Annotated in this window: 12 protein-coding genes; 4 read left to right on the top strand and 8 right to left on the bottom strand. The window is 67.6% G+C overall.

The window, feature by feature from the left end:
* Positions 1-4: 4 nt before the first annotated feature.
* Entirely contained in the window at positions 5-706 is a 702-nt protein-coding gene (locus tag VXJ37_RS05000) for a hypothetical protein (protein ID WP_331321967.1), read from the bottom strand.
* A 339-nt stretch (positions 707-1,045) separates the two neighbouring features.
* On the opposite strand from VXJ37_RS05000, the gene VXJ37_RS04995 reads away from it, so the two are divergent.
* From VXJ37_RS04995 to VXJ37_RS04985, 3 genes are all read left to right on the top strand, one after another.
* Entirely contained in the window at positions 1,046-1,585 is a 540-nt protein-coding gene (locus VXJ37_RS04995; RefSeq protein WP_331321966.1) for a hypothetical protein, read from the top strand.
* 18 nt (positions 1,586-1,603) lie between these two features.
* Positions 1,604-1,927, top strand: coding sequence for a hypothetical protein (locus tag VXJ37_RS04990; RefSeq protein ID WP_331321965.1), 324 nt, complete (start codon positions 1,604-1,606; stop codon positions 1,925-1,927).
* A gap of 90 nt (positions 1,928-2,017) precedes the next feature.
* Positions 2,018-2,704 carry a response regulator transcription factor gene (locus VXJ37_RS04985; protein ID WP_331321964.1) on the top strand — a complete coding sequence of 229 codons (687 nt, stop codon included), beginning with the start codon at positions 2,018-2,020 and terminating at the stop codon, positions 2,702-2,704.
* A gap of 10 nt (positions 2,705-2,714) precedes the next feature.
* Here the strand turns inward: VXJ37_RS04985 and VXJ37_RS04980 are convergent, their stop codons facing one another.
* The 7 genes from VXJ37_RS04980 to VXJ37_RS04950 form a co-directional block, all read right to left on the bottom strand.
* The gene (locus tag VXJ37_RS04980) at positions 2,715-4,394 is read right to left on the bottom strand and encodes a GAF domain-containing sensor histidine kinase (RefSeq protein ID WP_331321963.1); all 1,680 of its coding nucleotides are present in this window, start codon (positions 4,392-4,394) and stop codon (positions 2,715-2,717) included.
* A gap of 123 nt (positions 4,395-4,517) precedes the next feature.
* Positions 4,518-5,693 (bottom strand): HAD-IC family P-type ATPase, encoded by a 1,176-nt coding sequence (locus VXJ37_RS04975; RefSeq protein ID WP_331322148.1) that lies wholly within the window; start codon positions 5,691-5,693, stop codon positions 4,518-4,520.
* Positions 5,582-7,189: an HAD-IC family P-type ATPase gene (locus tag VXJ37_RS04970; RefSeq protein ID WP_331321962.1), complete on the bottom strand. Its 1,608-nt coding sequence runs from the start codon at positions 7,187-7,189 to the stop codon at positions 5,582-5,584. Before VXJ37_RS04970 ends, VXJ37_RS04975 begins: the two co-directional genes overlap by 112 nt.
* Positions 7,186-7,863: a class I SAM-dependent methyltransferase gene (locus tag VXJ37_RS04965; protein WP_331321961.1), complete on the bottom strand. Its 678-nt coding sequence runs from the start codon at positions 7,861-7,863 to the stop codon at positions 7,186-7,188. The genes VXJ37_RS04970 and VXJ37_RS04965 overlap by 4 nt, the downstream gene beginning before the upstream one ends.
* A 40-nt stretch (positions 7,864-7,903) precedes the next feature.
* Positions 7,904-8,608: a hypothetical protein gene (locus VXJ37_RS04960; protein WP_331321960.1), complete on the bottom strand. Its 705-nt coding sequence runs from the start codon at positions 8,606-8,608 to the stop codon at positions 7,904-7,906.
* 92 nt (positions 8,609-8,700) lie between these two features.
* A complete protein-coding gene (locus tag VXJ37_RS04955) occupies positions 8,701-9,756 on the bottom strand; it encodes a 2,3-butanediol dehydrogenase (RefSeq protein ID WP_331321959.1) in 1,056 nt (351 codons plus the stop codon).
* 14 nt (positions 9,757-9,770) lie between these two features.
* Positions 9,771-11,561 (bottom strand): NAD(P)/FAD-dependent oxidoreductase, encoded by a 1,791-nt coding sequence (locus VXJ37_RS04950; RefSeq protein ID WP_331321958.1) that lies wholly within the window; start codon positions 11,559-11,561, stop codon positions 9,771-9,773.
* Positions 11,562-11,703: 142 nt separating this feature from the next.
* Here VXJ37_RS04950 and VXJ37_RS04945 point away from each other — a divergent pair, with 142 nt between their 5' ends.
* A complete protein-coding gene (locus tag VXJ37_RS04945) occupies positions 11,704-12,993 on the top strand; it encodes a GAF domain-containing protein (protein ID WP_331321957.1) in 1,290 nt (429 codons plus the stop codon).
* The last annotated feature ends 1 nt before the right edge of the window (position 12,994 follow it).

Here is a 12,994-nt window from a genome sequence, read left to right as displayed (position 1 = left end):
GGGTTCAGCCTGCCTTGGGCCCGGGGCCGTGGGCCCCCTGGCGCCCGTCGCGGTGGGCGAGGTAGGCGTAGACCATGAGGGCGATGCCGGCCAGGATCATCACCGCGGGGAAGGCGAAATCCACGGGGATAAGCACGGCCATGGCCTGCAGCACGAAGATCAGGCCCATTACGGCAAGGATTCCCGCCGGAATCAGCGGCCACCTCATCCGTTCCCTGTGGTTGCTGGCCTCATCAACGCGCACCGGGATCAGGGACAGCACGCCGAAGGTGGCCGCCAGGCCCAGGAAGAGGACGGCAGCCGTAGGCGTGCCCTGGAGTGCCTGCGGCAGGGCCACGATGACCGCCAGGGTGAACATGACGCCGGACGGGATCAGGGCCCACCAGTTCCCGGGCTCCCGCAGGAACACGGCCGCGAAACCGGCACCCATGAACAGGAACAGGAGCGCCGCACCCCAGGCGCCGGCCGTGAGCTGGGTGGCGGTGATGACGGCAGCCAGGCCCAGGAACACGGACCCGGGGATGGCCGCCCACCAGTTTTCCCGGCGCCGGACGAACAGCGACAGGAACAACGCGCCAACGGCCGCGAAGATCAGCGGCGCCACGAATGCTCCCGTGTCCGTCACGCCCAGCCGGTCCAGCAGCAACAACAGGCCCAACGCGATGAGGATGACCCCTGTGATGATGCTTGCGTTTGCCGATTTCACCGTATGCCTCCCGGGTCCGGCACGCGGCCGTACGCCGCGCATCCTTTGTTCAGGCTAGGACCGGCCCCGTGCCGGAAACAGGGCATAAAGCCCCCGCCTTCCACCGGCCCGCAGCCAGCAGACCAGTAGGGGACCTGGCGCGAGACAGGACCTTTAGCCCTATAGCGGGGTTCAGGATGCTTGGCATGCTTGTAAAAGCGCCACCGGGTCCTCAAGCAGCGAGGCCGGAAGGCATCTCCCAGAAGACCCCAGCGACACTCCGTGCGGTGGCAGCAAAGAGGTTGCCCCACCGCCGTGCAGGCGCCCCCTGCGCGCTGGCTGGATTTTGAAAGGACCGGCATGTCCGCTGACATCCTCACGTTCCGTCCCGTTCCCGTGCCCCGGGCCGAAGCAGCGCGCCGGAGGGCGATGCTCCTGCACCCGTCCAATTTCAAATCCGCAGCGTCCACCGGAACCGAAGCGGGCGCGAGGGCACAGGAACTCCGCACCCGTTTCGACTGCCTTTACGCGGACCTCATGGGCCGGGGGCTGCCTGCAAACGAGGCCCGGACGGAAGTAGCGCGCATCGCAGCCCGCGAAGTGTGGGACGGCTTTGCCGCCGAACTGCGGAACCACCGGACAGCCGGCCGGCAGATGGACGCCAACATCCTTGCTGTCGCCTTGACCTCCATCCAGTGCGTGACCCGGGCACTGCCGCGCCACCCAGGGGAGCTGGAGTACGCCGGCCGCGCGGTGGGAACGGCCCGGCGCCGTCTCCAGTACAACGGCGGGCTCCTGCACCGCCTCCATCCGCACCGCAACCCGGCGTTCGAGGACGCCGTGGCCACCTTTGAGCAACTGGAAGACTTCCTTCTCCATCCGCAGCCGAAGGCGGCCTGATCCCGGATGGGAGAGACCATGGCAACCCTGGAAGAGTACAAGGCTGTGAACGGCGGGAACGAGCCGTCCAACGGGCAGCCTGGTGCCGCAGAGTTGGGCGACGGCGGATGCAACGTCATCTCCAAGGACAACGGCAAGGTGGTGGGCCGGTGGAGCTCGTGGGAGGCGGCCAGCGATGCGCTGGACCAGCTCCAGCAGCTTGGCGGCAAATATGGGTACCGCCTGGAGGAAGCGCACCAATGGGTGAAGGGCCCGGAGCACACAACCGTGTGCCCGGCGTGCGGCGCCAGGCGGGAGCTTCCGGCGTCCGCCGGGACCAACTTGGGAATTGAGTGGCCTTAGATGCCGGATGATTTACTGGAGTTCCTTTCGTATGGGGCGGCGGCCCAAAGTGGCAGCCGGGGAGGGCGTCGATTCGATGAGAGCGTCTTCATGGACACACAAGCAGCACCCCCGGATGAGACCAGATCCTCTGCCCTGCCCACCCGCGTCTTTATCCTGAATGACCACAAGATGGTCAGGCGGGGCCTGAGCGACCTGCTGGAACATCATGGGTTCGAGATCGTCGGCGGCAGCGGATCAGCCGCGGAAGCCATCCAACTTATTCACGTGCTGCAGCCGGACATCGCGGTGCTGGACGACAGGCTGCCGGACGGAACGGGCATCGAGGTGTGCCGTGAGCTTCGCTCCGCCGCCCCCGACGTGAAATGCCTGATCCTGACCAGTTGGGATGAGCAGCATGCAGTACGGGCAGCGGTATTGGCAGGGGCGTCTGGTTACGTGATCAAGCGGATCGGAGACCATAACGACCTGCTCAACTGCATCCGCAGCACCGCCGCGGGAATTCCGCCCATCAGGCCCAGCGTCAGGGAACGGGTGGCCGGGAACCTCCACGCCACTGCCTCGGCCCCGTGGTTGAAAGACATGACGCAGACAGAGCGCACGGTGCTGGCCCTCATGGCCCGGGGTTCGACGAACCACCAGATCGGGCAGGAACTGACGCTTCCCGATGCCACCGTGGCCGGATGCGTGTCCTCCGTGCTCCAGAAGCTGGGCTTCCGGCGGCGGGGCCAGTTGATCCCCGTGCCCATCCCCCGTGCGTGGGAACTGCTGCACTGATGTTTCCGGCCTAACCGGCAGTGGGTGCCGCCCAGGTCACGCTGGTGCCTTTGCCGGGGACGCTGTCGATGATGCAGGTACCGCCCACTTGGGCAGCGCGGTTCTTCATGTTGTTCAACCCGCTGACCCGTTCCGGATCCTTGAATCCCCGCCCGTGATCGCGCACTGTCAGGACGACTTCGCCCTCCTGCGCGGCAAGCAGGACCGAGATATCCTCGGACCCCGAATGCCTGACGGCGTTGCTGACGCTTTCATGGAGCACCCGCAGCAGCTGTTCGGCCACGTCGTCGCCCACTGCGTCATCGACTGGGCCCGAGAGCTGGATCCTGGGGGAGAACCCTGCAGCGTTGGCGGCTTCCTGGACGGCGCGCAGGACGCGGCCGCTGAGGAGTTCCCTGTCCGGTTCGCGGGCCTGCAGCGAGTAGATAGTGTCACGGAGCTGATGGATGCAATCGTCCAGCTCCCCCGTAATCCCGGCAATCCGGCGCTCATGCGCAGCGGGGTCCGAGGTATACCGCCGCAGGCCCTGGATGCTCAGTCCTGCCGCGAAAAGCCGCTGGATCACCAGGTCGTGCAGGTCGGCCGCTATCCGTTCCCGGTCGATGAACAGCGCGTGCTCTTCCCGCAACTGGTTCGCCTTCAGCAGGTCCAGGGTCAGCCCAATCCGGGAGGCGAAAACAGTACTCTGTTCAATGTCGACGTCCGTGTAGCGGACCCCTCCGGAGGCCCGGGCCAGGACCAATACGCTTTCGCGGTGGCCATCGCTGTTGCTGCCCAGCGCGGCCACCAGAACCGGGCCAAGCTTCTCAGCCGATGTGGGATCAAAAACCTGGAGTGGATCCCCCAGCGCCATAGACTCCCCCGTCTCCAGCACCTCGGAAAGGATTGCGGCAGCCGGCAGTTCCTCCCCGCGCGGCACCGACTGGGCGCCCACAGACGTCCGGCACCGGATCACTCCGTCCGCGCCTGAGGATGCGATCATGGCCAGCACCGACGAGGAGGCCTTTAAAGCGCGTTCCGCAATCATGTCCAGGTTTTCGGTATCGGACCGCGGCTGGTCCTTCAGGGAATCGCTGACTTCCATCCCCGCTTCCAGCCACCGCTGGCGCCGTTTGCTGTCGTCGAACAGTTTGGCGTTCTGAATGGCCACGCCGGCGGCAGCCGCCAACGCAACCGCCAGGTCCTCGTCCTCACCGGTGAAGTCCTGGTCGCCGATCTTTTCCGTCAGGTAGAGGTTCCCGAAGACTTCGTCCCGGACGCGCACCGGAACGCCCAGGAACGTGCCCATGGGCGGGTGTTTCGGGGGGAATCCGACAGCTATGGGGTGTTCGCCCAAATCGTGGAGCCGTAACGGTTTGGGTTCCCGGATCAGCTCGCCCAGCACGCCGTGGCCGGTGGGCAGGTCGCCGATGACCCGGGCGCCTTCGTCGTCAATGCCCACGGTGATGAAGTGGCTGAGCTGCTGGTCGTCCCCGATCACGCCAAGGGCGCCGTAGCGCGCGCCGACAAGTTCGCAGGCCGACTGCACCAGCCGGTCCAGCACTGCCTCCAGGCTTAGGTCCTCGGTCATGGAGACCACCGCGCCGAGCAGGCCCTCAACATGTTCCTGGGCCCGCACAAGATCGTCCGCACGCTCCACGAACTCCCGCAGAAGTTCCCGGGTCCGCCGCCTGATGGGTTCACGCCACATGAAAAAACGCTCCAAACATCGAACGCATCCACGGCGGACTGCATCACCTTTGAATACATTTTGAGGAGCCCCCAGCGTCCCTACCACCATGCTAACAACCCCCGGCTGCCGACGCCTTAACGATTACGGCACGGTCCTCCGCCGCCTCCGGGCGGCCTGCCCACCCACCGCCGGCAGCCTGAGCGGGGGCACCTTGACGGGGATGCTGAACCGGAATGCCCGCCGGGCGATGTGGTGCGTGGCGTGCCTGCGCTGCACCGGCGGCGGCGGGGCAGGCAGCTGCTGCGCGTCACGGGCGAAGAACCATTGCTTGGCGAACTCCACCAGCACAAGGTAGACCACCACCATGGCCAGGAGTGCCAGGAAGAAGGGCACCGGCAGCGGGTCGAAGCCCAGCACGCCGGCAAGGGGCGAGAGCGGCAGGAACACCCCCAGGGCCACAACGCCAAGGGACGCTGCGAGCAGCCCCGTGGACGGCCGGCTGCGCAGGAACGGGACGCGCCGCGTGCGGATGGCGAAGATGATCAGGGTCTGCGTGGCGATGGATTCGATGAACCAGCCGGCCCGGAACTCGCCGGGCGCGGCGGTGAACACGAACAGCATCAGGGCGAACGTGGCGAAGTCGAACAGTGAACTGATGGGTCCGAACAGCAGCATGAACCGGCGGATGAACGCGATGTTCCAGTGCGAGGGCGCCCGCAGCTGCTCCTGGTCCACGCGGTCCCCCGGGATGGCCAGCTGGCCGGAATCGTAGAGCAGGTTGTTGAGCAGGATCTGGCCGGGCAGCATGGGCAGGAAGCTGAGCACCACGGATGCGGTGGCCGCGCTGAACATGTTGCCGAAGTTGCTGGACGTGCCCATCAGCACGTACTTGATTGTGTTGGCGAAGATCCGCCGGCCCTCCATCACACCGTCGGCCAGGACGCCCAGGTCCTTGTCGAGAAGGACGACGTCGGCAGCGTCCTTGGCCACGTCCGTTGCGGTGTCGACCGAGATGCCGATGTCCGCCTTGTGCAGGGCCAGGGCATCGTTGACGCCGTCCCCCATGAATCCAACGGCGCCGCCGCTTCGCCGCAGGAGGGTGATGATGCGTGCCTTTTGTTCCGGGGATACGCGGGCGAAGATGGTGGCCGTCCGCGCTTTGGCGGCAAGGTCGGCGTCGGACATTGCCTCAACCTCGGCACCTGTCAGCGTGCCGCCGGAGATGACGTCAATGTCCGCGCAGACCTTCTCCGCCACCTTGGCGTTGTCACCGGTGGCAAGCTTGACCGAGATGCCCAGCGCTTCAAGCCGGTCCAGCGACTCCCGGGCGTTGGCCTTGGGCCGGTCGAGGAACACCAGGAACCCGGCCAGGGTGAGGCCCTGCTCATCAGCGGGGGTAAGCCGGCTGAGCCCGGGTGCAGGGCGGCTGGCCACGGCAACCACCCGGGCGCCGGCGGCGTGGGCCCGCACAGGGCCAGGACGTCCTCGGGTGCGCCCTTGGTGATCAGCAGCGCAGGGCCTCCGGCGTCGCGGACCAGCACCGTGGTGCGGCGGCGCTGGTGGTCGAACCTGATCAGGTCCAGCCGCTCGAACCGTGAAGGTTCAAAGGCGGCCGCTCCAGGACTTTCCCACAGCGCGGCGTCCAGGGGGTTCTGGCCCGCGGAGGAAACCCGGGCGCCGGCATAGTTCGCTTCGGTGGCGAGCAGGCCCAGGGTGAGCAGGCCGCCGTCGGACGTCGTGTCGCTGGCGGGAATCGCGCGGGTGAAGCTGATCTTTCCCTCGGTCAGGGTGCCGGTCTTGTCAGTGACCAGGATGTCCATGTCCCCCAGGTCCTCGATGCATACCAGCCGCTTGACCAGCACTTTCCGTTTGGCCAGCTGGCGCGTTCCGGTGGCAAGGCTGGTGCTCACCACTGCGGGCAGCAGCTGGGGCGTGATGCCCACGGCGATGGCCAGGGAGAACAGCAGCGATTCCAGCACGGGGCGTTGCAGCAGCAGGTTGGCCACGAAGATCAGCGATGTGAGCACCAGGGCCACCTGCAGCAGGAGGAAGGAGAACCGTTTGAGGCCCAGCTGGAATTCGGTCTGCGGCTGCCGCTCCCCCAGGCCCAGGGCGATCCGGCCGAACTCCGCACGGCCGCCGGTGGCCACCACGACGCCGCTGCAGCCGCCGGACTGGACCACTGTCCCCATAAACACGCAGGAGGTGAGGTCGGCAAGTGGGGAGCCGGCGGGAACGGGGGCCGGGTCCTTGGCCGCAGGCTGGGACTCCCCGGTGAGGATGCTTTCGTCGCAGTGCAGGTTCTCGGCGGTGAGGAGGCGGATGTCCGCCGGAACAATGGCACCCAGGGAGAGATGGACGACGTCGCCTGGCACCAGGGCGGTGACGTCCACCTCCAGGGTGGTTCCGCCGCGCTGGACGGCTGCTTTGTGGGTGACGCGGGAGTGCAGGGCCTCGGACGCCAGCTCCGCCCGGTATTCGTTGGCAAACCCCAGCCCCACGCTTACCAGCAGGATCACGCCGATGACGATCGAATTGGTGGCGTCGCCCAGGAACAGGGACAGGCCGGCGGTGACGATCAGGAGAATGAGGATGGGGCTGGCGAACTGCCGCCCCAGCACGGCCCAGGCGTTGGCCCGATGGGTGCGCACGGCGTTGGGGCCCAGCTGCTCCAGCCGGGTGGCCGCTTCATCCTCAGCGAGGCCTTCAGGCCCGGAACCCAGCCGCACCAGAGTCTGGTCCGCCGTCAGGCTGGCGGCCTCGGTGATGGGAAGCTGGAGGCTGCTGCGCTCCTGGACGTTCAGGTCTGTCATGCCGGATCCGTTCGTGTTCCCGGGGGCCCTGGACTGGTGGCCGTGCCCAGGATGTGGGCGAGGGAAGGGTTCAGCCGCTGGACGGCGAAGCCGAACCGCTCGTTGTCCTGCACATTGAAACCCGCCGCCGTGATGGCCGCAAGGGTGTCCCGGTTCAGGTGACAGCCGCCCATGAACCGCCCCCACACCGGGGTCAGCACGTCTTCCGCCTTCGCCAGCACAGGATGGGCGGACCGGACGTGCTCGTAGTAGGCCAGGGTTCCGCCGGGGCGCAGGACCCGGCGGATCTCGGCGAGCACCGCGGCCTGGTCCTCGACGCTGCAGAGCACAAGGCTGGCCACCACGGCATCGGCGCTGCCGGTTTCTGCGGGGATGTGCTCTCCGGCGGCAGCGACGACGGTCACGGGGACCCTGGCGGCGGCCGCCTGTTCCTGTGCCACACCCCGCAGGTAGTCATCCGGTTCCAGGGCCAGGACGTGGGTGACCGCTGGCGGGTACAGCGGAAAGGAGGATCCCGCGCCCGCTCCGATTTCGATCACTGATCCGTGCAGGCCCACCAGCATCCGGCGGCGGTGCTCAGCGGCGCCCCGCCGGTCAATGGTCCCCACCGCGCGCGCAAACGCACGGGCGAACAGCGGGTGCTGCAGGCGCTCCGTCCCGTCCCTGCCCGTCATCCGGCTGCGTCTTCCCGGTGCCCCGGGTGGTGGATCCGCGTCATTTGAGGCTGAGAACCTCGTCAATCGGCCGCCCGTTCACGAACACCTGCGCGCTGGTGGCGCCCGACGCGCTCATTGCCGTGTACTCCAGCTGCGCCTTGGCCCGCGGGATGTCGCAGACGCCGCCCAGCATGAACTGCCCGGACAGCCAGATGGTGATGGTGCTGCCGTCCAGCTCCCCGCCCAGGTACGTGAGGCTGGACTGGTACAGCACATTGATCAGCCCGGACATGCCGATGTCGCGGCTCTTGTTGGCGAGCAGGGTCTTGATGCTCGGTCCCACCTGGTCGGTGAAGGTCACGGGCGCCGTGGTAGTGGCCACCAGGCTGTCACCGCAGCCGATTTTCGGCCCCGAGACGCCGTTGTCCCCGACTGCCACGTAGTAAATGGTCAGCGGGGCAGTCTGTTCAGGGAGGCCCGTGGGAGTGGGTTCCTGGGTTGGCGGTGGGCTGGCGGGGGCGGACGACGGCGGCACGGCAGGTGTGGTGGTGGGCGCGGCTGAGGTGCCCGGCGGCGCAGTGGTGGTCGCCGGGGTGGTGGGAGTCGCCGTCGCACTGGGGCTGGCGCTGCTGGCCGTGGCGCTTGCCGTTGCGGTGGCGGACGTGTTGGTGGGGGACGGACTGGGCGGGCCGAAACAGCCGGTGAGCATCATCAGGCCGCTGAGCCCGAGAACGCTGAAGACGGTACGCCTGGGCCTGGTCATCGTGCTCCCCCTTGAATGTGGGCCCGCCGTTGCGGGACCCACATTCAAGCTACGCCTGAGGGTTGCGCGGGAACAGGGACTTAAGCCGCCCTTTAGGGATGCACCAGCACCTTTACCGCGGTGTCCTTGTGGTTGATGAGGGTGTCGAAGCCCTGTTCCACCAGGTCCTCCAGCGCGATCCGGCCGGTGATGAACGGCTTGAGGTCCACCTTGCCGTCCTGGACCATCTTGATCACGGCCGGGTGGTCGCGGACGTAGGCGATGGTGCCCCGCAGGTCGATCTCCTTGAGCACGATTTTCTGCATATCGACGGTGGCCGGCGCGCCCCAGATGGACACGTTGACCACCACGGCGCCGGGCCGGACGGCGTCGAGCATGGTGTCCAGCACGGCGTTCACCCCCGCGCATTCGAAGGCAACGTCCGCCCCGGTGCCGCCGGTCAATTCGCGGACCCGTGCCGGGACGTCCTCCTTGCTGGTATCCAGCACATGGTCGGCAACGCCGCTGGACGTTGCCTTCTCCTTGCGGGCCTGCCTGAGTTCGCTGATGATCGTGGTGACGCCCATGCCCTTGAGGACCGCCGCGGTGAGCAGGCCGATGGGCCCCGACCCGCCCACCAGCGCCGTGTCGCCGGCCTTGACGCCGCTGCGCGCTACCGCGTGGTGCGCCACTGACAGCGGCTCGATCAGGGCTGCCTCGTCCAGGGGAATGCTGCCGATGGGATGCACCCAGCGCCGGTCCACCACGATCTTCTCGCTCAGCCCTCCCCCGCCGCCGGACAGCCCGATGAACCCCATCTGCCGGCACAGGTGGTAGCTGCCCGCCTGGCACATGTCGCAGTCGCCGTCCACGAAATAGGGTTCGACGACGACGTTGTCACCCACTGCCAGCCCGTCCACGCCTTCGCCGACTTCAGACACGGTCCCGGAGAATTCGTGCCCCAGGGTCACCGGGGATTCCTCGTGGGACAGCGGGTGCGGGTGCCCGGGCGCGGGGCAGAAGATGGGCCCTTCCAGGTACTCGTGCAGGTCGGTGCCGCAGATGCCGCACCACGCGACGTCGATCTTCACGGCGCCTGCCCGGAGCTTCGGTTCCGGGATGTCTTCGATCCGGATGTCCTTGCGGGCATGGAAGCGTGCTGCCTTCATGATGGTCCTTCCATTCAGCGGGTGTGGTGGCTGGGCTGCAGTTCGTAGACGGGGGTGTCGAGTCCTTCCATCCGGGCCTTCAGCTGCAGCGCCAGGTAGGCGGAGTAGTGCCGGCTCTGGTGCAGGTTGCCGCCGTGGATCCAGAGGTTGGGGACGTTGGTTGGTTTCCACATATTGCGCAGCTCCCCCTCCCATGGGCCAGGGTCTTTTGGCGTGTCCGAGCCGTACCCCCAGCACTTGCCCACCTGGTCCGCGATCTCGGGAGAGACCAGGTCCGCCAGCCAGCCGTTCATGGACCCGTAGCCGGTGGCATAGACGATCAGGTCGGCTTCGAGTTCCGTGCCGTCGGCCATGACCACGGCATTGCCGGTGATCTTGGCGACCTGCCCGGACTTGAGCTTGACCCGGCCGTCGATGATCAGCTGGGAAGCGCCGACGTCGATGTAGTAGCCGGAGCCGCGCCGCAGGTACTTCACGAACAGGCCCGAACCGTCCACGCCGAAGTCCAGGTCGAAGCCTGCCGCCTCCAGCTGGGAGTAGAAGTCCGCGTCCCGCTTGGCCATCTCCTGGTACACCGGCACCTGGGCTTCCGGCAGGACGCGCATGGGCAGCGAGGCGAACAGCAGGTCCGCCTTCTCCGTGGTCACGCCGGCGGCGAGCGCCCGCTCCGAGTACAGGTCCCCCAGTGCCAGGTCCATGAGCGATTCGCTGCGGGCAATGTGCGTGGAGGAGCGCTGGACCATGGTGACGTCGGCGCCGTGCTCCCAGAGGTCCGCGCAGATGTCGTGGGCCGAGTTGTTGGAGCCGATCACTACCGCCTTCTTGCCCGTCCAGTCCCCGCCGCCGGGATGCTGGGAGGAGTGCCGCTGCTCGCCCAGGAAGGTCTCCGCGCCATCGAACGCAGGAATGTTCGGGTATCCGGAAACTCCCAGGGCGAAGATGAGCTGCTTGGGCCGGAGGGTCACAGGTTCGCCGTGGCGAAGGACGCTGACCTCCCATTCCTGGGTGCCGTCGTCGTACGCTGCCTTGACGCACTCGGTGCCGGACCAGTAGTTCAGCTCCATGATGCGGGTGTAGTGCTCCAGCCAGTCGCCGATCTTGTCCTTGGCGGCGAAGACCGGCCAGTCGTCCGGGAATTTCAGGTAGGGCAGGTGGTCGTACCAGACGGGGTCGTGCAGGTGCAGTGACTTGTAGCGGTTGCGCCAGGAGTCCCCGGGGTTCTGGTTCTTTTCGACGATGATGGTGGGCACGCCCAGCCGCTTGAGCCGGGCGGCCAAGCCAATCCCGCCCTGGCCGCCGCCGATGATCACGCAGTAGGGCTGCTCCTCGTAGCCAAGGCGCGCTTCCTGCTCCTCCTTGAGCTCCTTCCAGGACCGGCGGCCGCGGACAATCTCGTGCGCCACGCCCTGCTCGCGCCGCGGGCCTTTCTTCTCCTCGAAGCCCTTCAGTTCCTGCATAGTGGTGAGCAGCGTCCAGCACTTGCCGTTCCGGAGCCGGAGGTGGCCATAGCCCCGGGCGGCACCGGTTTCGAACGTGAACCACGCTTCCACGTTCTCCGCGTCCCCGGTGGCGTCCTCCGAGAGCGCCCAGTTCGCCGGCTGCACATGGTCCAGCGTGGCCTCCAGCATGCGGCGGACGTCCGCCTTGCCCTCCAGGGTTTTCAGGTTCCACGTGAACGCCACGAAGTCCCGCCAGTAAGTTTCGTCCTCGAAGAGTTCCAGCGCGGCGTCCACGTCGCGCCGCTGCAGCGCATCGTCCAGGCCGGCAAGCCAGGCCTGCGCCGCAGCGGTGGGTGTTTGGGTCATCTCCACTCCTTTGTGCTGTTCCTTGGGCTCCGCCTGCCCGATATGCTGGGGCGGGCGTGAGCTGCATCACCAGTGGAACCCTGCGGGGGTAACAGCGGCGTTACACGGATCCGGCAAGGGTGCCGGCTGTGAGGAGGAGACAGTGGACCACGGGCTGAAGTTCTCGGACCCGGCACGGTACGCGCGGACGCTGCGGCGTGCGCACGAGCTGGTCATCTCCGGTGTCCCGCAGCCCGAGATTCCCACGCCGCTGGTGGAGTCGTGGCGACGGTCCATGGCCCTGGGCATCAGCCCGGACCAGCACAGCCCGCGGCACCTGCACGAGGTGTCCGAGGTGCTGGAGCTGCGGCGTGGCCACCGGCTGCAGCAGGTGATGCCGGCGCTGCATGATCTTTTGGCCGACGATTCCCGTTCCGGCCGCCATCTCTTGGTGCTCACCAATTCCAGCGGCGAAATCCTCTGGCGGGTGGGCAGCCCGTCCGTGCTGCGGCGGGCCGACCAGCTGGAGTTCCTGGAAGGCGCGGACTGGTCCGAAGCCGGCATCGGCACCAACGCCATCAGCGAGGCCCTGGTCACCGGCAGCCCCGTGCAGCTGTTCTCCGCCGAGCACCTGGTCCGGACGCACCACGAGTGGGCCTGCACGGCCGCGCCCATCACCGATCCCGCCACCGGCCGCGTGCTGGGCGTCCTGGACGTGTCCGGGCCGCTGGACACCATCAGCGCGGACACCCTGCGGATGGTGCGGTGCGCCGTGCGGGTGGCGGAAGCCCTGCTGGGGACGTCCGACGCCGGCGTCTCCCTGGGTGCCCCGTCCCCGCCCCGTGCCACCGGGCAACCTTCGGCCCGGGTTGCTCCCCCGGCTGCTGTCCAGTCATTGGAGCTGCTGGGCGACAAGCCCGCGGCCGTGTCCGCCGGCGGCCGGCGCATGCCGTTGACGCTGCGCCGGGCCGAGATCCTGGCCCTGCTGGATTCACGGTCCCAGGGCTGGTCTGCCGAGGAACTGGCCTACGAGCTGCATGGTGACGCGGGGACGCCGCAGGCCATCCGGACCGAGATGTTCCGGGTGCGGTCCATGCTGGGCGGCGCGGTGGAGTCGGGTCCCTACCGGCTGACCCCCAGCCTGGCCGGGTGCTCCGACTCGGGCCGCGTACTGCGCCTGCTCCGCGAGGGCCTGGTGGCCGAAGCGCTGGAGGCGTACCGCGCTCCCCTGCTTAGCCGGTCCGGCACGCTGGCCATCCAGTTGCTCCGGGACCAGCTGGACATGGCCGTGGGATCAGCGGTGCGTGCCAGCGGCGACGCCACACTGCTGGCGCGTTGGCTTGCCACCGACATGGGTTCCGCGGATTTCCTGGCCGTCGACGCGCTTGGCCGGCTGGTGGGACGCGGTGATCCGCGGTACCTGGCGTTCCGCGCTGCGTGCAGCCTTAGCTAAG

The sequence above is a fragment of the Pseudarthrobacter phenanthrenivorans genome (assembly GCF_036455295.1).
GTDB lineage: Bacteria > Actinomycetota > Actinomycetes > Actinomycetales > Micrococcaceae > Arthrobacter > Arthrobacter phenanthrenivorans_C.
Note: the sequence above shows the minus strand (reverse complement) of the source record. Positions and strands in the feature narration are given on the sequence as shown.

Coding starts and splice junctions, on each gene's coding strand:
- VXJ37_RS04950 (WP_331321958.1), bottom strand. CDS start 11,561: ATGACCCAAACACCCACCGCTGCGGCGCAGGCCTGGCTTGCCGGCCTG.
- VXJ37_RS04980 (WP_331321963.1), bottom strand. CDS start 4,394: ATGTGGCGTGAACCCATCAGGCGGCGGACCCGGGAACTTCTGCGGGAG.
- VXJ37_RS04960 (WP_331321960.1), bottom strand. CDS start 8,608: ATGACCAGGCCCAGGCGTACCGTCTTCAGCGTTCTCGGGCTCAGCGGC.
- VXJ37_RS04985 (WP_331321964.1), top strand. CDS start 2,018: ATGGACACACAAGCAGCACCCCCGGATGAGACCAGATCCTCTGCCCTG.
- VXJ37_RS04990 (WP_331321965.1), top strand. CDS start 1,604: ATGGCAACCCTGGAAGAGTACAAGGCTGTGAACGGCGGGAACGAGCCG.
- VXJ37_RS04970 (WP_331321962.1), bottom strand. CDS start 7,189: ATGACAGACCTGAACGTCCAGGAGCGCAGCAGCCTCCAGCTTCCCATC.
- VXJ37_RS04955 (WP_331321959.1), bottom strand. CDS start 9,756: ATGAAGGCAGCACGCTTCCATGCCCGCAAGGACATCCGGATCGAAGAC.
- VXJ37_RS04995 (WP_331321966.1), top strand. CDS start 1,046: ATGTCCGCTGACATCCTCACGTTCCGTCCCGTTCCCGTGCCCCGGGCC.
- VXJ37_RS04965 (WP_331321961.1), bottom strand. CDS start 7,863: ATGACGGGCAGGGACGGGACGGAGCGCCTGCAGCACCCGCTGTTCGCC.